This window comes from Marinomonas gallaica (assembly GCF_001639745.1).
GTDB lineage: Bacteria > Pseudomonadota > Gammaproteobacteria > Pseudomonadales > Marinomonadaceae > Marinomonas > Marinomonas gallaica.
Map to the genome: position 1 here is coordinate 374,720 of NZ_LTAX01000002.1, position 19,337 is coordinate 394,056.

Genomic DNA, 19,337 nt, shown 5'->3' on the forward strand with positions numbered 1-19,337 from the left:
ACGAAGTTTGCAACACCCATGCCAAAGTGAAACAAAAGTTTCTTTAAGTGGCTTTGATGAGACGAAAGTCCCAGTATTCAATTCATTACCTCAAAATATTACTGACACCGCTTAACTAATTGACCGACAAGTCAATTATTTGAACGCCAATCCATAAAGCACGATCGATCTAGGACGCACCAATACAGAACACGATTCAGTCTATTGACTGAATATTAAGCCCCATTTCATTGACCAATTAAGTGGTATCTTTGCCCTCATAAGCACAGTAAACTCAGGGTGCTTATTTATTAACTTAGGAAAGAACCAACGCCATGGATATGATCGAGTTTCTCATTAATACCTTTTTTACAGTGCCCGTCGTGCTGTTAATCTTCGCTCTAATACTGCTTAAATCCTCAATTATTTTTGTACCACAAAACCGAGCTTACTTAATTGAACGCTTTGGTAAGTTCCGTTCCACTAAAGAAGCGGGGTTGAACTTTTTAATCCCATTTATTGATCGTGTCGGCGCGGATCGTTCTTTGAAAGAGCAAGCCGTGGATGTGCCGAAACAAGGCGCTATCACCAAGGACAATATCTCCCTACATGTCGATGGCGTGCTGTACTTTCGTGTACTTGATCCGTACAAAGCGACTTATGGTGTCGATGACTATGTTTTTGCCGTCACTCAATTGTCTCAAACAACCATGCGTTCTGAATTGGGTAAAATGGAGCTGGATAAGACTTTTGAAGAGCGTGATGCACTGAACACCAATATTGTCGCGGCCATCAACGAAGCGGCTGGCCCGTGGGGTATCCAAGTACTGCGTTACGAAATCAAAGACATCATTCCACCACAATCGGTCATGGAAGCGATGGAAGCCCAAATGAAAGCGGAACGTGTGAAACGTGCGCAGATCTTAGAATCTGAAGGTGACCGCCAAGCGGCGATCAACCGAGCAGAAGGTCAGAAACAGTCAGTCGTTTTATCCGCTGAAGCCGATAAAGAAGAGCAGGTTCTGCGCGCTGAAGGTGAAGCCAAAGCCATCATCGCCGTTGCCGATGCACAAGCGGCTGCGATACGTACCGTCGGTGAATCAGCCAATACTGAAAGTGGTCAAAAAGCCATTCAACTCGACTTAGCCACTAAAGCTATTGCAGCGAAGCACGCGATTGCGAAAGAATCGTCCATGGTCATCCTACCGGATAGCTCAACGGACGCTGGCTCTCTTGTTGCTCAAGCCACCTCTATTATTAGCCAACTGAATAAGCAAGCGTAATGGATTTTATTGCCACTCACCTCGTTCAAGCACTCGCTGTCTTAGGACTCGTGCTGCTCGCTGTGGAAGTCATGGTATTGGGAATCAGTACCTTTGTACTCTTATTTGCAGGGCTGGCACTGTTGTTGACCTCCCTGTCGATGTACATGGAATGGATCCCAACCACGTGGCAATGGGCTCTGATCGCTACCACGGTCTACACTCTGCTAACGGGCATCGTACTGTGGCCCATTATGAAACGGGCACAACAAACCTCAGAGCACACCACCGTCAGCAGCGACTTAATCGGACACAGCTTTGTACTACCCGAAGACGTTGCGCCTGATAAACAAGTGACTTACCGCTTCTCTGGCATTGAATGGCGCTTAGTCACCAGCGCCCCAATCGCCAAAGGTACCCTTGTCGAAGTGGTGAATTTGCAAGTGGGTGAACTGCATATCCAAGCGAAAGAAACACCTTAAAGCACGCTTATAAAGGGGCGACTCGCCCCTTTCATTTATCTCGCCCACCTGAGTACTAACTCATTGATCTACCAAGTAGGCGAGCTTCTTTTCGATGCACTACACTAATACTTTTATTTCCAGCTAACGTTATCGCGTTATCTTTACCCGTTGGTTTAGCCGTAGAGGTGAGCACTATGAATGATATCGACATCGCTCAAGCAGCGTCATTACAGCCGATCCGGCATATCGCCGAAAAGCTTGGCATTCCAGAAAGCGCTTTACAGCCATTTGGACACCACAAAGCCAAAGTCGACCTAACCTACCTAAAAACACTTGAACACAAACCTGATGGCAAACTCATTCTTGTAACAGGCATTACCCCCACCCCCGCAGGCGAAGGCAAAACCACCACGACGGTAGGACTAACCGACGCACTCAACCGGCTGGGCCATAATGCCTCAGCGTGCTTACGCGAACCGAGTCTTGGTCCCTGCTTTGGCATGAAAGGCGGCGCGGCTGGCGGTGGCTATGCGCAGGTCGTTCCGATGGAAGACATCAACCTTCATTTTACCGGCGATTTCCACGCCATCAGTACCGCGCACAACCTACTTTCAGCGTTAATTGACAATCATATTCATTGGGGAAACGAGCTGGAATTCGACCAGCGGCGCATTGTATGGCGACGCGTCATGGACATGAACGACCGGGCCTTGCGTCAAATCACCTGCGCACTGGGCGGGCCCAATAATGGCTTCCCACGCCAAGATGGTTTTGACATTACCGTGGCCTCGGAAGTCATGGCGATCTTCTGCCTTGCTCGTCACTTAAAAGACTTAGAGCAGCGCTTGGGCAACATCGTCGTCGGCTACCGTCGCGACGAAACACCTATTACAGCCAAAGAGCTTAAAGCCCCCGGCCCGATGTCGGTATTGTTAAAAGAGGCCCTAGCGCCCAACCTAGTACAAACCCTCGAACACAACCCAGCCTTTGTCCACGGCGGCCCATTCGCTAATATTGCCCATGGCTGTAATTCGGTGATTGCCACTCGAGCCGCATTGAAGTTGTCCGATTACGTGATCACCGAAGCTGGCTTTGGTGCCGACCTCGGTGCAGAGAAATTTATCGACATCAAATGCCGCAGCGCAGGCTTGACTCCCGATGCGACCATCATTGTCGCCACGGTCAGAGCCTTAAAAATGCACGGCGGCGTGAGCAAAGAAGCGCTCGATACAGAAAACATCGACGCCGTTCGATCGGGTTGCGATAACCTGATTCGACACATTGAGAATATGAAGCAGTTTAACGTGCCCGTACTGGTCGCCGTGAACCGCTTCACCACCGACTCCGACGCGGAGCTAGAACTGATCCGAGACATCGCCAAATCCCATGGCGTAAGCGCCGAGATTTGCTCACACTGGTCTGACGGCGGCGCAGGCACCGAAGCCCTCGCCAAGCAAGTCGTAGGCTTAATCCAAACAGAACAGCCCACTTGCCAGCCGCTTTATAACAATGACCTAGGCTTATGGGACAAAGTCCACACGCTTGCCACGCGTCTGTATCGCGCCGACGACATTACTGCCGACCAAAAAACGCGCGATCATCTTAATATGTTGGAACAGTCTGGATACGGTCATTTGCCCGTCTGTATCGCCAAAACACAATACAGCTTCTCAACCGACCCTTCGTTAAAAGGTGCACCCGGTGGACATGTTGTACCGATTCGAGAAGTCCATCTGTCCGCAGGGGCAGGTTTTGTCGTCGTCGTTTGCGGAGACATCATGACCATGCCTGGGCTACCACGAGAACCCGCCGCTAACCGCATTGGCCTGACTGAACAAGGCAATATTGAAGGGCTTTTTTGAAGCTCTTCTACGCCCCCAAAAGTGGTAAATGCTTTCGCTGGTGATAGGTTAAAGCCAGCTCTAAGCAATGCTTGATGGCAAACTCTGGAATCTGCTGAGATAGATCTAAGACAATGGCGCGATTGCCTTCAAACACCAACGCATCGCCGTGTAACGCGCGAAACGTATCGACCAACTTGGTTTGGCAATGAAAGAACAAACGGTAATGCTGTGGCGATGTTGCTTTCCAATCCATACGAATCGGGCTGCCTGATTTCACACGGTAGCTCGGCTCACCCCATTTTAAAGACTCTTCGACCTGCCCAAGAGCCAACGCATCAGCCAATTCATAGATATAACTGCGCAACACTTCCAGCCGCAACCGCGCATCTTCAGGGTACTCATCGAACCGTTCTTGCACCGCTTTGTTCATTATCACTGCCTTTAGATTTCACGCCACATTCAAAATGAGGTCACTTTATAAACACTCTAACTCTTTGATATCGCATAGATCCACATCACGACTGCCACCATGGATCGTTAAGGTTTGAGCAACCCAATACAAAAGCTGCCGCATACCGCCTTAAGCACTCAAAGCAACACGTTGCGAATTCTTCTTGAGCAGTTTGTTAACCGCGCTCATTATCAAAGGTTATTGCTTGTTTAACAGGAATTTACGCAAATCTCGCTCAGCACGCATAACAAACAGAATAAATACTTTTTCACCGTCTTGTTTACAGAAAACACGACATGGATTAACGACAACTTCACGATAATTTAACTGCTCTAATTCTGGCGGAATACGACCCGATTCAGGAAAGGTTTCAAGGCGTTCAACTTTAGAGAAAACTATTTGGCCCCATTGCTTAGCTGCGACAACATTTTCAAGCCGATGTATTCTGCAATATCGTTGAGGTCAGATAGCGCAGGTTCAGTCCAGATTACTTCAACCATTTTGACATTTTGTCCTTGGCATCATCATGACTCACCACTTTACCATCAGCTAATGCGCGCTCACCTCGTGCTATCCCCTCCAGAATCATCAGACGATTTTGCATAAACTCGTAATCATCAACATCAACCAGATATGCAGAAGGCTTACCGTGTTTAGTAATTAACACTGGTTCTTTAGTGTCGTCGAGATCAGCAAGTATCTTAGTCGCTTGGCGTTTGAGTGATGTACCGAGCTCTACTTTCATTAGAGCTGCTCCAAAGGAATATTAAAGTGACACTATTCTATCACTTTGTGTGTAGCAAGCTCCATGACGGCTAACTGTGTAGCTCTAAGGAGTCAGGGGAAAATCCGCAAAGCGGCTTATTTGAACGCCGCATTCAGTGGCTTGTCCGCTGCAATGCATTGTTAGCTTGCTACTTTACGGAAAACCCATTCTAACGGTCCAGTTTTAAAAAACTTAAGCCATACAACACTAAAAACTATCCCGCAAACACAAAATATTAATGCGCTAAGTAGTGAGAAGTTTATTGTCTGATTTTCTAACCGACCAATTGACTCAAGGGTACCCATACCAACAATGACGTGAGCAACATACAAGGTCAAAGACAATTGTCCTGTTTTGTACAGCCATTTGTTGATGTTGCTTTCAGAAAATCTATCTGAAAAGTATAAGCAAGCAACTAGCACAACAACGGCGGAACTGCCAGCAGAGATTATGTATTGGGGCAATGGAGGTATAATCGATGTTGAAAACAGAAATGTTACTTCTTCAGATGTCATTTCAAGCGCACTACCATCACCGATAGTTCCTCTTATCAGATAAAAACCACATTCGGTGACAAGCAAAGTGATGAGTGACAAAGCAAGCAACTTTTTTCTCATCAAGCTTTGGGATAAATCCTGCCTCCCCAGCCACATCCCAAATATCAAAAATGCTGCCCAGGGAAAGACGGGGTGAAAGCCGTTAAATACTATATGCCTAATCATTCCATCGAATGACCAAAAGTTTTCATACGTTAATGTTGACCAATCCCAGTTCTGCTCATAATTCAGAAACAGCATTAAGACTGGGAATACCAGCATGATAATTGCCGATATAAATAGTAAGACTTTGTCGTTAACTGTAAATATGGCCGCAGCTATTAAAAAATAAAAGCCATAAAAATGGAGGATGTCAGCTTCCCATATTGGAGTGTATACAAGACCGATCGCAATCAGTAGTAGCCCGCGTTTTATCAGCGATAAACGATTTTTTAATACAAGCGCCCCATCACTAGACTCTCTTGCTTTATTGGTCAGAAATGTCACGCCAACACCTGCAAGAATAACAAACAAGGCCGATGCTCGACCTTCAAAAAGCCCAGCAAAACTTATCAATAACAGGTTGCCAGTTTCAGCGTTCATGGCAATTTTAAAATTAACAATGACCATGCCGAAAATTGCCAATGCTCTTGCAAGGTCAAACCCAGTAACTCTTTGCCTCATATAATCTCCTTGAGAAAGCTAACGCTCAGCTCAACTGCGTAGTAAGCTGGCGGGATTTTTGGAACAAAAAGCGTGGCAGTTTGCGGAGTCAGATTGCTGCTGCTTGTTATACGCTATTCTTGTGATGGCGCCGCCGCACTACCTGCTAAGATACCACCATCTACGTTTAGCTCAATTCCCGTAACATATTTTGATTCATCAGACGCCAAATATAAGGCTGCATACGCTACGTCTTTAGCCTCACCCATAGTGCCGAGAGGCACATCTTTAGCGATGCCTTTAATCGCGGCTTTTCTTACTTCTCCTTCACCTAACATCGCATCCCAAATTGGAGTTAAAATTGCACCTGGGTGTATAGAATTGCAGCGAATAGGGTAACCTTTTTCTGCGCAGTATAAGGCCACTGTTTTAGTGTGATTCCTTATCGCAGCTTTACTTGATGCATAAGCCGCCGCTCCCGGAATGCCAACCATACCCGAGCGAGATGATAAATTTACAATACTTGCTGAAATTGAACCTTTCATTAATCTGATGGCCTCTTTACAACCAAAAGCAACACCATCTAAATTGACACTATGTACTTTGTTCCAGCTATCAATATCTAAATGTTCTGGGTCATGTGGGCCTGAAGTCTCAAGAAACCCTGTGATTCCGGCATTATTAATTAATACATCCAGTTTTCCATATTTTTCTAAGATATAGTTACTGGTTTCTTCCCAATCCTTTTCACTTGAAACATCTAAATGATGGTACTCAGCCTTACCACCAATATCAGTAGCAACCTTTTGGCCTAACTCATCATTAATATCACTAAGGATTACGGTGGCACCTTCTTCACAAAAAAGCTCTGACACCGCCTGACCGATACCTCTAGCTGCACCAGTTACTAAAACAATCTTATCTTTCAATCTACCCACGATCTCTCCTATAGCGTATACAGCTTAATAGTGCGCATGCGTGTTTACGCGGCTCCAGAAATCCCAAATCAAAATTTCTAATGATTTGTTTTAAAAACATTATTCTGGCTTATCCCATAGCAATTCAAAACATGAAATCGAGAATGCGCGTTATATCAGTTGTCCACAGCACGTTATTCTGACTGTGTCATTGGTTAGTTATTGATCTTAATACACTTTCGCTGACACCTCTATGACAGACCGAGAAACTGAACGGTATTCAAATCATAAAAATGCGCATTCGATTTGATAAAGCAAAAATAGACTGTATATACAAACAAGTTTTGGGCTTATCCACAAGAAGTATAAAAACAATTGAGGCTATTTCTAATTGAGACAAGTCCCTCGCTCTGCGAGGTCGTACAACAGAGCAAAGCTGTCGCTTTGATCGCGGATACAATCCGCTCATACGCGGCATATTAGCGATATTCCAAGTTGTTTAATGAGCGCTGACGCGTCGAAGAATGAGACATGGCGCAAGCGAATTAAACACATGGAATAGAGTCTGCAATAAGGTTAATGAGCACCAACACTGGAGCACTAGTAACCTAGAAGGAAGGTTGCCTAGATTGCGGCGTTGATTCCCTCGCGCAGCGAGGTCTTACAGGTCGCGGCACGGAGTGCGCTCCTACGTGAGGTTCAATGCTGCAGGGCAAAGCTATCGCTTTGATCGCGGATGGAATCCGCTCATACGTGGTAAATAGCGATTTCACATGTGTTTGATTCGCGCTCTTTTAAAAAATAGATAAGGTCGAAGAATGACATGGCACAAGCGAATTAAATACGTGGGATAGAGCCAGCAAAGCAATGATTAGCCAGCGACAAGCTCTTGCGAAACGGCCACACGGTTACGGCCCGCTTTCTTTGCCTGATACATAGCCATATCCGCCCTATTTAACAATTCGTCAAACTTTTCAGAGTGCTCCAGAGACGCCAAACCGACGCTAACCGTTGCACTGTACCAAGTATTTTCGACACATTGGATAGGCTCTTTTTCGACACATTGCCTTAGCTGTTCAGCCACTGAATGTGCCTCTATGTGGTCGATCATTGGAAGGAGAACCACAAACTCTTCGCCGCCAATGCGACCGATATCACCGATTTTCTTGACCTTCAATATATCGCTACAGACATTCACAATAGCCCTGATCACCCGATCCCCCACTTCATGACCGTATTGATCATTCACTTGCTTAAAGTGATCAATATCCATCAGCAACACACTAAAGGGTTGTCCTTCATCAAGACACTTTTGATAATCAGTTTGTGCGATTTCTAAAATAGCACGGCGATTGTAGGTGCCGGTTAGCTCATCGGTCGTGGCCAGATTTTTTAGTTCTTCTTCTATCTTTTTTTGCTCTTCAATTCGCTGAGTGAGCCGCTGCATATTCACTGCCGCTCTTTTCCGCCACCCCCAGCCAAATAGAACCAATACAATAACCACCAGAGCGCCAGCCATCGCGATCAACATATAGTCTTTCGTGAATTTCCAGCCATCTGATGAATCTAAATTAATCCAATAACGGTATATATCGCGTTTCTGCAGCGCCGTAATACTGTCTAGGCTTTTTTGCATAATGGACAACAACGGTGCCCAGTCATCTCTTACTGCGAAGCGTAAATTCCATTCAAAGCCTGACTCCCCGATTACTTTAAGATTCGTCAGACCATTTTTTTCAATATAGTAAATAGCCGCCGCGTTGTTCGCGACGATCGCATCGGCCGCCCCATAAGAGACCATCCGCAGTCCAGCCTCTATATCCGGGACACCTAACGCATTGAGTTGCGGGTAGTTCTCTTGCAAATGTTCATAAGATGCGTAATTTTCGATACCGACGACTTTTTTGCCTACGAGCGCCTCTATTCCATCACCGGCAAACTCTTGACGTACAATAATCACCGCGGGCAAGCGTATATAAGGCTCGGTAAACTGCATATACTGACTACGTGCTGCGGTTTTCTCAGCAGCGCCCCACATATCTATTCCACGCGAGCGCCCTTCAGACATGACTTCGCCCCAATCCTTAAGCTGGACGATCTCTAGCTTCTGCCCTAGATTGAGTTGTTGGTCGATTATTTTAATAAAGTCAGCCGTAATACCTTGATATTCGTTATCTTCATTAAAGAATTCAACTGGGGGGAAGTTGGGTGCGGGTGCAAAGCGAATCACAGGCTGTTGATCCAGCCATAGTCGTTCTTCAGGCGTTAAGATATCCTGTCCATGGGATGTGCCTGCCAGACTGATTAGAAGCAGAAATAAAAGCCCCAACCGATTCCTAATCAAACATGTACGTCCCTTCATAACATCCCTATGCACAAAATATCCGCTGCTCAATTTACGAGCATTAAATAACCATCCCTTATAGTAATTCAATGACTGCCTATTGACCATCCCAGAAAAAGCACTCGACCTACAATTAACGACCAACTTTACGCAAGCGCTTTAACATGTGTTTGAATCGAGCATTTTTAAAAACAGATAAGATCGAAGAGTGAGACTTGGCGCAAGCGAATTAGACACCTGGAATCGAGCGATACTAAGGTTTAAACGTAGGCCCCATTTCTACTTGATAGGAAATACCCAGTTTGATTTGTCCGCCGAGCGTTTGGGTGGACGAGTAATACGCCACCCAATCTCCTGCACTCAGGCGTTTCAATGGCCATGCTTTGCCATGGCACACCTACATAAAGCATTACTCTAAACCGCTGGCGACATGGTCAGCACTGGCAGAGCGCGCACTGATTCATACAGACAGTCTCATCAAACGAAGACGATGGCCATCGGGATCGGTCATCATGAAAGTCTCGCCAAAGCTCAGGGTTTCAATGGGTTGAATCGGCTGCAAACCGAGTGACTGCCAACGACGCCATTGTGCTTGCAGCTCATTTAGGCTGCCGACGTTTAAGACGACTTCAGCGCCACCGGCCGAGGCATTAGTCGTGGGGATCACTTTATCCTGTTGCCACAAACGCAAGGATTGCCCTACGGGCGTGACAAACAGCGCAAAATCATCGGATTGTCTGGTGGGTGGCTGCTCGAGAATCTCGCTGTATAGCGCGACGCTATGGGAAAGGGATGCGACATAAAGTACGAAACCACTTAACATCATATTGATACTCCATTCTGTATTAAGAAGAAGTACAGCATAAAACGCTTATGCGTCAGTTTCTGTCAGTAGGGTTTTGCTTAAAACGGTAACGGCTTAGGAATCTGTTGTTGCTCGTACCATTGATTCATCAGCGTACGCCGAGCTGTTGGATAGCGAGCTTGGTCCTTGACGACTAAGTCGTACAATCGATCCACACGAAAGTGGCGGAAGTCTTGGCGCGTCTCACACCAAGCAATCAACATGAGCGCGGTTTGAAAGTAGCCCAGCGCCATCGGCCACACCACTCGTTGGCTGTTACGCCCTGCTTGATCTTGATATTGAAACTCGATTTTAAATTCAGCTTGCAGTGCGGCACGCAAACGCGCCACATTATCATCATCTGCCAGAGACGCAGCAGGGCCGACCAATAGCGTGTTGTGCGTCACCTCATCGGCTAAATCGTCCGGCAACTCAGACAGCACTTTGCCCAAACAAGCCGCCGCACTGTGTGCCAGCTCAGGGTCTGCCTGTCGGGTGACCCAGCGCATGCCTAACACCAACGCTTCTAATTCTTGTGACGTGAAATTGAGAGGCGGTAACCAAAAGCCCGATGCCATTTGATAACCAACACCGGCTTCGCCTTCGATCTGCGCCCCTTGCTCTTGCAGGGTCGCAATATCGCGGTAAATACTGCGTACGCTGACATTAAGCTGCTGTGCTAATTGGCGTGCAGTTATCGGACGACGGCTTTGACGCAACAAGTCCAGCAAGGTTAACAAGCGCTTTGAGCGACTCACTTTATTGTTAACCCTTCATCAGCGGTCGGTGGCTCAAAGTATTGCGTTACGTGGTGGAACACGCTTTCCGTGTCGAACAGTGCACGTTCTGGGGATTCAATACGACGCTGCGCAATATGAGACAAACACTGCTCGTCCGTCACGTCTAAAAACCAAAGTTCGTGGCTGCAGTTCACTTCGCGACAAAGCGATACAAACCATGCCCTTTGCTTCACTGTATTGGCAGGAAAATCCATTACCACATTTACACCGAGGCTGAGTAGACTTTGAATGTGCTTTTTAACAAACGGTTTGATGAGATTTGAGTACTTAATATAGTCCTCAAATGTTTGAATTTGCGTAGGGTAGTGGGCTGCTAGCCATTCGTCTTCTGAGACGAGAACGGCATGGTTATCTGCCGCAATGACTTTGGCTTTTGTCGACTTGCCCGCCCCCATTTTTCCGCAGAAAAAAAACAACGTACTTTGATTTTTCACTTTGCCCCCATTCGCTCTAAAAGTTTGCTTTATTACCCTCATAATGTCCGAGATGACGAACAAAACCAACCCTTCAAAAGCGCCTCTATATCAAACTAAAACGATGAAAGCGAAACGCATTTTTCATGTAAATCAGCGGCGTTATACAACACTGGCCATTGGCCTCGCCAGTTTTCCCACGTTACCTCGTCTGTCAGCAACGTGCTCATAAAGTGTGCCACGTTAATTCGGCTTGTTTGCCCAGTATCTGTAATCACACCTAACTGCGGTGAGGCAAAGGCTTTATAGTCAGTCACGTCATCATGATCAACCAGGTTATCGGGGCGGACAATGCACCATTCCAAATTCGGGTAGGTTTGGTTTTGCAACAATGCCGCCGCCAATTCATTGTCTTTATGGGGCGGTAAGATTTTACGCAATACCGAAATCACAGCACGATCCACTCGTTTCAATTGCTCATTGTTATGGATATTGATGACACCAGTACTGCTCATCAACACCAAACGCATCGGCTTGTGCTGAGTTAACTCAACCAATCGCTGCACAGCGTCTCGTACCAGCGTTCGCGGCTGCCCCCAAATACCTTGTCGCGTTAGGTTATGGCCCAAGCAACATGCAATACCCTCGACTTCATTCAGTACCGCGTGTAATTCCTTATCGGGTATATCCAGCAAGCTACCCTGCTGAATTCTCATGTTCCAATGGAAGCGAATATTGATAGGTAAAGTATTTGGATCACGAGCTAAACCAAATACCGTATGTCCATTTGCAAGCAGCTGAGACGCAAGCAGCCTCCCCGTAGCACCAGTCAAACCTGCAATAAAAATTTTCATATCGAATCACTTGTCTCATGGTTAAGATTTGCTCACTATACGAATGCATAAATGAAAGATATATGGCAAAAAAAACTAGAAGGTATGCATTAACGGATGGATAAAAACACTTTTGATTGGAACCACGCGCGCGTGTTCCTGACTGTTGCCAACATGGGCTCATTGACCGCTGCAGCCGACGCACACGATCTCAGCCAGTCTACTCTAAGCCGACAAATGAGTTCGCTGGAAGCTCAGCTCGGGCTCACCTTATTCGAACGCATGGGCCGCGGGATTCAAGTAACAGACGCAGGCCATCAATTAATTCGTTATATCGAGGTTATGCAAGAAGCGGCGACGCAAATGTCACTGAGCGCAAAAGGCCAATCAGAAAGCTTACGCGGTTCCGTCACCTTAGCTGTAAGCGAACTCGATGCGGCTTTTCGAATCCCTTCCATCGTGAAACGCATTCGTGAACAAGCGCCAGAGTTACAATTGAATATTGAGGTATCCAACGCCATGTCTAACCTCAAAACACGCGAAGCCGACATCGCAATCCGTAATAAACGTCCTGAACAGGCTGACTTGATAACCCGCAAACTGGCAATGGAACCGATTGACCTATTTGGTAGAGAAGAATATGTGTCTCAACTGGAGCGAACGGATTATAAAAACGTACAGATTATTGGCTTTGATCAACAAGAAAAAGTGATTGGAATGTTGAATCAACGCGGCTGGTCAGTGGGGGTTGAGAACTTTCAAGTGACTACCAGCTTTCAATGGCTACATGTGGTACTTGCTCACCAAGGCGACAGTATGGTCATCCTGCCTACAGACATTGGCAACCGACTTGGATTTAAAGCGGTGCGTCGATCTGAACAACCATTATTTGAATTACCGGTCTGGTTAGTTAGCCATCGTGAGTTACGAACCAACCCGCGAGTGCGCTTTGTCTTTGACCAGCTTGCGACAGGGTTAGATTACATCGATGCTTAAACATTACATGAGCCAAGCCTGCGTTTAGCTACGTTAGAGTCAGAAAAAATGTTGTTTCAACTGACTCTAACGAGCGGCCGTCTTACTTGATTCTTAACAAGCCAATGCCGATACAGACAGCACCGCCAACCATGCCGAGCCAAGCCTCAATAGGCGTGTCTCCGCTCAAAGCTCGATCAATTTGCGACCCTGCGGCGTCATAAACGTTGTATCCCCATAGAGCTAAGGCCGCGCCAACAGCGATCAATATAATCCCGATAATTTTGTTATTCATAATAATTCCTCAGCCATAAGTGATGCTCGAACACGAGCGTCTAACATGTTTGACGTAAGCGCATGTTCTACAATACACGCTTCGCCCTCCGTGACACCTTATAAAACAACTTAGGCTAATTCGCGCTTAGTGCCAAGGCTCACGCAAGCAGCTGGGCCCATTAGACGTTTTTTTACTTGCTGCCTAACCAATGCGACTCAATCGTGCTTAAAAGAATTACGATCATCACGATTTAGCACCGCTTTCACGTCCTATATCGGGTTTAAGGACGTCCTAAGTACGGTCTTAGGACGCCTCCATGCTGTGTTTACTCCATAGTTGAGGCTTCTTACCGTGTTAACACAAGGGAGTCACCCCACGATGAAATACCTTCTAACCCTGATCTGTTTCTTGTTTGCTATGGAAGTACTTGCCAGCAGCCCCTCTTATCAAGTGGGCTTTACTCAAACTCAGATTGGCAATAAATCCGACCGCCCTGTGCCAGTGACTCTTTGGTATCCCACCGCAGACCAATCGCCCATCACTCAAGTGGCTGAAAACAGCGTCTTCCTTGGCACCTCGGTCATACAAGAAGCCACCCTGCAAGCAGGACGCTTTCCGCTGGTACTGCTCTCCCATGGCTATCGTGGTAGTTGGCGTAATTTAAACTGGCTAGCAACGCGTTTAGTACAAGCTGGCTACATCGTGGCTGGCGTCGACCACATCGGAACCACCTTTTATAGCCATGACAAAGCAGCGGCACAGCAATGGTGGCAACGACCACGAGACCTCACCCGCACATTAGATTGGCTGCTGGCGAGCCCCACTTGGCAAGACGCTATTGATCAACACCGCATCAGTGCTATTGGCCATTCCCTAGGTGGTTGGACGGTTATGTTACTTGCAGGCGCTCAGACCGACCCAGTGCAGCTGTTAGCGCAATACAACCGCTACCCTAACCCTAGAATCACAGCCGTCATTGACGAGATGGACCTGACACAAAAAGCGCCTTCTGACGCATCGAATTTACAGGACTCTCGTATTCAAAAAATCGTCTCACTGGACCTTGGTCTAGCACGAGGGTTATCGATCGACAGCTTAAAAACCCTCTCAACGCCAGCGTTATTACTGTCTGCCGGCATTGATATCGGTGACTTAGATGAGAAGCTGGAAACCGGCTTTTTGGCCGAGCACATTCCGCTTTTAAAACGTCGCTACAAAACCTACAGCGAGGCACTGCACTTTAGCTTTATGCAGCTCTGCAAAGAAGGCGCAGAAGCCATTTTGGAAGAAGAATCACCAGGAGACAGCATCGTATGCCGAGATGGCGAAAGCACACGTCCTGCACTTCACGATGACATGTACCACGATATTTCAGCGTTTTTGCAGCAAGATTCGTATTAAGAAATAAGGGTTAAACGCGAGACTGGCAGGGGTTATTCAAGGGCTTGCTACAGTAACCATTTGAAAGACCTGTGTAAGAACCTGTCCGTCTCTTCGCTGACAATTTCCCCATGTGCCATTACCAATACTTGAGGGTTCCAAGACAACACTTTATTAAAGTGTTTTCGGGCTTTCGCCTTACCAAAGATAAAACTTAACCGCCAATCCAAAGGTGTCTTGCCATTCGGCGCTAAAATACCCGCACCTTTCGCCACCACACGTTGACAGCCGTTAAACTCATTCCCCGAGAAGTTCTCTACCAAGTCCGTCACAATCAACGTACCTGAGTGATGGTGATAAAACACACACTCTTCCATCAAAGGCGAGCCAGTAAACAACTCATGCTCAATGTCTGAATCCCAAGCATAACGTTGTGAATTATTCAGCGGCGCATGAAAAGACAAATCACTGCGTTTTTTCATTACCCCATCTGTACCATGAACCTCTGCATTAGGGTAAGCCGACATCCATTCAGGCAAGAATAAATGGTGCAATTGATTTGGCGCGATTAAGTATTTAACGCCGCCCAAATTGTCCACCTGCTCCATAATGGACGCCGACAACTTGATCGGCCTGTGAACCCAAAGATCGCCACTAGACAACCTAACCACCGTCATCCGCGTGGAATAAGGCAACCCAAAGAACGGCACAGACTCGCCATCAAAAATCCAAATATCATCGGCTAACATCTTCATGCTCTTCCCATCCTATCGATGTTCAAAGTGACATTATTGACTTGTTAACTGCTAAACTCAGTGACATGCCACAGCTCCCCTGATGGCCCCCAAAGATAAATGACCTTTCCCCAAGGCTCCGATTTGATTGGCTCAAACCTGATATCAATGCCCCTTATTTTAGATATAACATCAAATGCCTCTTGAATATCTGACACGATAAGCTGAAGCATCAGATTTTTTGCCAACTCCTCATTGAAAAATCTTTGCAAAAAGAATGTACAAGGGCCTTTGCTAAAAATAGTTAAATCATCACTGGCAGGCTCCATTTGAAACCCCAACGCCTTGTAGAACGATTTGGATTCTTCGTAATCCTTACTCGGGATAAACACCCTTAAATCACTTGGTTGCATGGTCGCCCTTTGGGTAGTTGACGCCCTGTTAACAGGCAATAAAATAGTTGGTTAAAATTAGCGACGAAGGAGCAAAAACCAACTATTTTTTGTCATTTTTTAACAGCTTGTTAGGCATTTTTCAGTACCCTTTTAAGTTCAGTAATAGAAAGTGCAGGCTGTCGTAGGTGAGTTAAGCGATGACATGTAGGGCACAGTGATATTAAATCACTTAGTTTAGTCTTAGTTTTCCCTGACTCTGAAAGAGGAAACTTATGATGGCATTCAATTGCATATTTACCATTAACACTTAACTTAAATCCACAAGCTTGACATTTGTAGTCATCCCTTTTTTTGCATTCATCAGCTAAGCTTTTATTCCTCTTAAGTTTAAAATATTGGAAATCTAGTAAATAACCTTCTATGGCTTCAGGCGAATTAACACTGTCGAATTCTACAACTTTATTGTCATTAGCATAAAATCTTTTTAAAAGGGACAAATAGTAAGATGCATTAACTGATTTTTCAGAGTAATCAGTCGTTTTGTATGAACCATTAGCTCTATGTCGCTCAAAAAAAGGTTTTGCATTACTGGATTTTCGGCGAGTACCAGAACTCTCTGGAGTAAAAATAAAACCATCGCCGACCACTTCAACAGTAAATGTACTTTTACCGCCAATTGTTGGAAGCTGTTTATGAGCTAGAGATCTAACAAATGTCATGAAATCTTGAAATTGCGAATCTGCCATGAAGCCTCCTTAATGCCTAACGGCGAGCGTTAGCGAGTCCGGTGGAGGCCACGCCTTTTGTGGCCGGAACGTATTTAAGCGGTTTGTTATGTGCTAGCTGGCTGCGCATAGTTTGTATACTTCCAGAACCAGTGCGCCAGCTGCGATTACAACAGCAGCAAAAGTTAGCCAATTTAGGCTTTTGGTTAATTTACTAGAAAATTCATTGGCATTCTTAAGTTCCGCAGTCAGAGCCTCAGTATTAACTGCAAGCTTTTCAAGAGCAGATGCAGAACGATTTAAGGACGAAAATACTGTGTTCTTACTCATTGCCTCATAGAATGTCTTCTCTACATCAGCCAATGTTCGGTCACGATCACCAGAACTCAATTTATTCTCCTTTCACTATTTACACATAACGCCTCGTTAAGAGGCAAATAATATGTTGGCTAAAATAAGCGACGAAGGAGCAAAAGCCAACATATTATTTGTCCTGCTTGAACGGCTTGTTATACCTACCTTATTGATCTTTTCTAATTAAATAAGTTAAGACCAAATGCGCACTTCACCCTATTTAATACTTGATTAGATTCTTCTTCGGCTTTTTGGCTACCAGCTCTAAGAATGTCTATTAATTGAGCTTTATCTGACATAAACATTTCCCTACGCTCTCTAATTGGCTTTAATATACTCTGCAAGCACTCTTCTAGAATTTTTTTGGTTGCTCCGTCACCTAAACCACCGGTTTGGTACCTACCTTTTAGCTCATCAACATAAACTGAGTCAGAGTGGAATGCATCTAAATACGTAAATACAACATTACCATTAATTTGCCCAGGGTCTTCAATATTTAAATGATTAGGATCGGTGTACATCGACTTTACGGCTTTCGAAATTTCCTTTTCACTTGAACTCAAGAATATACAGTTACCCAAAGATTTTGACATTTTACTTTTACCATCGGCACTTGGTAAGCGAGACACCTTACTTAATAATGGCCGACACTCCACTAGAATATCATCTTGTGCAATATGATTTAGTTTTCTCACTATCTCATTTGTTTGCTCAATCATTGGTAATTGGTCTTCACCAACAGGAATTAAAGTGGCTCTAAAGGCGGTAATATCTGCGGCTTGGCTAATCGGGTATGTTAAAAAACCTGTTGGAATTGAGCGACCAAATGACTTAGCTGAGACCTCACTTTTCACCGTTGGGTTTCTCTGTAGTCTAGCAACAGAAACTAAGTTTGAATAATACATAGTCAATTCAGATAACGCAGGAATAGCTGACTGCAAGCAAATAGTTGTTTTTTCAGGTTCAATACCGACAGCTAAATAATCAGCGACAACGTTCAAAATATTGGACGATACCTTATGTGGATTATGGCCGTTATCGGTTAAGCCTTGTAAATCTGCAACTAAAACGGTTTGCTCATAATCATGCTGCAGCTCAACTCGTTGCTGAAGCGAGCCAACAAAATGCCCCAGATGCAACTGACCAGTTGCTCTATCTCCAGTTAATATTTTTTCTTTTTTAATAGTTTTTTGAGAATTGTGCATAATATGCCTCCTAATAGTTATACCATCGGAGACATAAATGAGATTATTCACAAGCAGTCTTCCGACGGCTTTGAATAGATGTGATTCAGCGCCGCTCTATAAAATAGAGCGCCACCATGAAATTGAATTAAAGTTGTATGAAGTATTTTCTTGCATTTGGTGACATTACCATTCATCAAAAAATAACTCAATGAAATTTAGCTTAGCAGGTATAACGCCGCGTTAAGGGGTGAACAACGCGATGCCCCCCAATTTAAACCATTGTGCCATAAACACAAAAGCTAAACTTTGAACCAAAACTGCCAAGCGTTGTGAATCCCTCTTAAACGCTTTGTTAAGTGCAATTTTCACCCACTTCAGCTGAGCAAGTGATATCGATTGTAGGGCTCAACATAAGACAAACATGACAATGCTTTTCCACCGCCTCTTGAGCTGCTCGCAAAATGTCAGACTCCTTAAAACCACTGCCATTTACTGTAAAGTGTAAGTTTGCTGATTTATATAAACGAGGTTCTGATTCCGTTAGGGCGAAACTGACCTTATTTTCTAGGCCTTTAACTTCAAAACCTTGATCTTGTAGTAACAAGACGACATCCGTAGCACTACATGAACCTAAAGCCGACAATAGAACTTCCGTTGGACAAGGGGCTGTCTCACTTGTAGCGTCAACATTAAACGTAAAGCCGTCTTCGGTTGACACTTTAAAACGACAATCACCATCCCATTTTATATTAATGCTCATACTTCCCTACTTTTTGATGTGACTCTCTGATTGCACTTAACAATTAAGGGTTATACGGCAGCGTAGCTGCGGCTATAACCCACTGTTGAACGGCTGCGTTGTCTATATAGGGGATTTGCTTTTTTCATGGTGGGACGTCCCTGTTAAATAATTCGCTAAACATCAGAGTCTGTTTGGACTATGCCGCTTCAGATCGTCTTTGATCGCCGCTATGTTGGTTCATAATGTACCCTTTTGTAGCGTGATTTGACCAGAGAGGCAAGCGCTTCCCTCAGACTTTATGATCTGATCTATTTTTATACCCTGACCTCACTGAGCGCTAATGCTAACTGCCATTGTCCCATGGCAGCATGACGTGAAGCCGTTCTATCACTTTACTCTCAGAAGCATCGCCAAGATAAGTAACAGTACGTTCTCCACAAGCAGGGCATGAG

General features: G+C 45.3%; 22 protein-coding genes. 5 read left to right on the forward strand and 17 right to left on the reverse strand.

The genetic code is table 11. The features are described 5' to 3' along the window. Positions 1-314: 314 nt before the first annotated feature. The 3 genes from AYW76_RS03820 to AYW76_RS03830 all read left to right on the forward strand — a co-directional run bounded on the left by AYW76_RS03820 (position 315) and on the right by AYW76_RS03830 (position 3,567). The gene (locus AYW76_RS03820) at positions 315-1,262 is read left to right on the forward strand and encodes an SPFH domain-containing protein (RefSeq protein ID WP_067215984.1); all 948 of its coding nucleotides are present in this window, start codon (positions 315-317) and stop codon (positions 1,260-1,262) included. Then, positions 1,262-1,723 (forward strand): NfeD family protein, encoded by a 462-nt coding sequence (locus AYW76_RS03825; RefSeq protein ID WP_067215987.1) that lies wholly within the window; start codon positions 1,262-1,264, stop codon positions 1,721-1,723. Before AYW76_RS03820 ends, AYW76_RS03825 begins: the two co-directional genes overlap by 1 nt. 176 nt (positions 1,724-1,899) lie before the next feature. Then, a complete protein-coding gene (locus tag AYW76_RS03830) occupies positions 1,900-3,567 on the forward strand; it encodes a formate--tetrahydrofolate ligase (RefSeq protein WP_067215990.1) in 1,668 nt (555 codons plus the stop codon). A gap of 7 nt (positions 3,568-3,574) precedes the next feature. Here AYW76_RS03830 and AYW76_RS03835 read toward each other — a convergent pair whose 3' ends face one another. From AYW76_RS03835 to AYW76_RS03880, 10 genes are all read right to left on the reverse strand, one after another. Next, complete coding sequence (locus tag AYW76_RS03835; RefSeq protein WP_067215993.1) at positions 3,575-3,979, reverse strand: DUF1801 domain-containing protein; 405 nt, start codon at positions 3,977-3,979, stop codon at positions 3,575-3,577. 219 nt (positions 3,980-4,198) lie between these two features. Then, a complete protein-coding gene (locus tag AYW76_RS03840) occupies positions 4,199-4,444 on the reverse strand; it encodes a type II toxin-antitoxin system RelE/ParE family toxin (protein WP_331709433.1) in 246 nt (81 codons plus the stop codon). 43 nt (positions 4,445-4,487) lie between these two features. Next, positions 4,488-4,745, reverse strand: a complete 258-nt coding sequence (locus tag AYW76_RS03845; protein ID WP_067215997.1) for a type II toxin-antitoxin system Phd/YefM family antitoxin — start codon at positions 4,743-4,745, stop codon at positions 4,488-4,490. Positions 4,746-4,906: 161 nt separating this feature from the next. Then, positions 4,907-5,986 carry a DUF418 domain-containing protein gene (locus tag AYW76_RS03850; protein WP_067216000.1) on the reverse strand — a complete coding sequence of 360 codons (1,080 nt, stop codon included), beginning with the start codon at positions 5,984-5,986 and terminating at the stop codon, positions 4,907-4,909. A 113-nt stretch (positions 5,987-6,099) separates the two neighbouring features. After that, positions 6,100-6,903, reverse strand: a complete 804-nt coding sequence (locus tag AYW76_RS03855) for an SDR family oxidoreductase (RefSeq protein ID WP_067216003.1) — start codon at positions 6,901-6,903, stop codon at positions 6,100-6,102. Positions 6,904-7,753: 850 nt separating this feature from the next. Beyond that, positions 7,754-9,211, reverse strand: a complete 1,458-nt coding sequence (locus AYW76_RS03860) for a transporter substrate-binding domain-containing diguanylate cyclase (protein ID WP_067216005.1) — start codon at positions 9,209-9,211, stop codon at positions 7,754-7,756. A gap of 475 nt (positions 9,212-9,686) precedes the next feature. Further along, positions 9,687-10,052 (reverse strand): VOC family protein, encoded by a 366-nt coding sequence (locus AYW76_RS03865; RefSeq protein ID WP_067216008.1) that lies wholly within the window; start codon positions 10,050-10,052, stop codon positions 9,687-9,689. A gap of 77 nt (positions 10,053-10,129) precedes the next feature. Then, positions 10,130-10,828 carry a helix-turn-helix transcriptional regulator gene (locus tag AYW76_RS03870; RefSeq protein ID WP_067216012.1) on the reverse strand — a complete coding sequence of 233 codons (699 nt, stop codon included), beginning with the start codon at positions 10,826-10,828 and terminating at the stop codon, positions 10,130-10,132. Next, positions 10,825-11,304 (reverse strand): AAA family ATPase, encoded by a 480-nt coding sequence (locus AYW76_RS03875; RefSeq protein ID WP_067216014.1) that lies wholly within the window; start codon positions 11,302-11,304, stop codon positions 10,825-10,827. Before AYW76_RS03875 ends, AYW76_RS03870 begins: the two co-directional genes overlap by 4 nt. A 95-nt stretch (positions 11,305-11,399) precedes the next feature. Further along, the gene (locus AYW76_RS03880) at positions 11,400-12,137 is read right to left on the reverse strand and encodes an NAD(P)-dependent oxidoreductase (RefSeq protein WP_067216018.1); all 738 of its coding nucleotides are present in this window, start codon (positions 12,135-12,137) and stop codon (positions 11,400-11,402) included. A gap of 96 nt (positions 12,138-12,233) precedes the next feature. Here AYW76_RS03880 and AYW76_RS03885 point away from each other — a divergent pair, with 96 nt between their 5' ends. Further along, on the forward strand, positions 12,234-13,112 hold the full coding sequence (locus AYW76_RS03885) for a LysR family transcriptional regulator (protein ID WP_067216021.1): 879 nt from the start codon (positions 12,234-12,236) through the stop codon (positions 13,110-13,112). An 82-nt stretch (positions 13,113-13,194) separates the two neighbouring features. Here the strand turns inward: AYW76_RS03885 and AYW76_RS03890 are convergent, their stop codons facing one another. Beyond that, positions 13,195-13,386, reverse strand: coding sequence for a DUF3185 family protein (locus AYW76_RS03890; RefSeq protein WP_067038611.1), 192 nt, complete (start codon positions 13,384-13,386; stop codon positions 13,195-13,197). Positions 13,387-13,746: 360 nt separating this feature from the next. Between AYW76_RS03890 and AYW76_RS03895 the strand changes: the two genes are divergently transcribed. After that, positions 13,747-14,769: an alpha/beta hydrolase family protein gene (locus AYW76_RS03895; protein ID WP_067216024.1), complete on the forward strand. Its 1,023-nt coding sequence runs from the start codon at positions 13,747-13,749 to the stop codon at positions 14,767-14,769. A 47-nt stretch (positions 14,770-14,816) separates the two neighbouring features. Here AYW76_RS03895 and AYW76_RS03900 read toward each other — a convergent pair whose 3' ends face one another. The 6 genes from AYW76_RS03900 to AYW76_RS03925 all read right to left on the reverse strand — a co-directional run bounded on the left by AYW76_RS03900 (position 14,817) and on the right by AYW76_RS03925 (position 18,903). After that, entirely contained in the window at positions 14,817-15,503 is a 687-nt protein-coding gene (locus AYW76_RS03900; RefSeq protein WP_067216027.1) for a DUF4336 domain-containing protein, read from the reverse strand. A gap of 44 nt (positions 15,504-15,547) precedes the next feature. Beyond that, entirely contained in the window at positions 15,548-15,895 is a 348-nt protein-coding gene (locus AYW76_RS03905; protein ID WP_067216030.1) for a VOC family protein, read from the reverse strand. Positions 15,896-16,005: 110 nt separating this feature from the next. Continuing rightward, a complete protein-coding gene (locus AYW76_RS03910; RefSeq protein ID WP_067216034.1) occupies positions 16,006-16,623 on the reverse strand; it encodes an HNH endonuclease in 618 nt (205 codons plus the stop codon). Positions 16,624-16,716: 93 nt separating this feature from the next. Next, positions 16,717-16,992, reverse strand: a complete 276-nt coding sequence (locus AYW76_RS03915; RefSeq protein WP_067216038.1) for a hypothetical protein — start codon at positions 16,990-16,992, stop codon at positions 16,717-16,719. Positions 16,993-17,135: 143 nt separating this feature from the next. Further along, the gene (trpS, locus tag AYW76_RS03920; protein ID WP_067216041.1) at positions 17,136-18,161 is read right to left on the reverse strand and encodes a tryptophan--tRNA ligase; all 1,026 of its coding nucleotides are present in this window, start codon (positions 18,159-18,161) and stop codon (positions 17,136-17,138) included. Between the two features lie 334 nt (positions 18,162-18,495). Continuing rightward, entirely contained in the window at positions 18,496-18,903 is a 408-nt protein-coding gene (locus AYW76_RS03925) for an OsmC family protein (protein ID WP_031848396.1), read from the reverse strand. Positions 18,904-19,337: the final 434 nt, after the last annotated feature.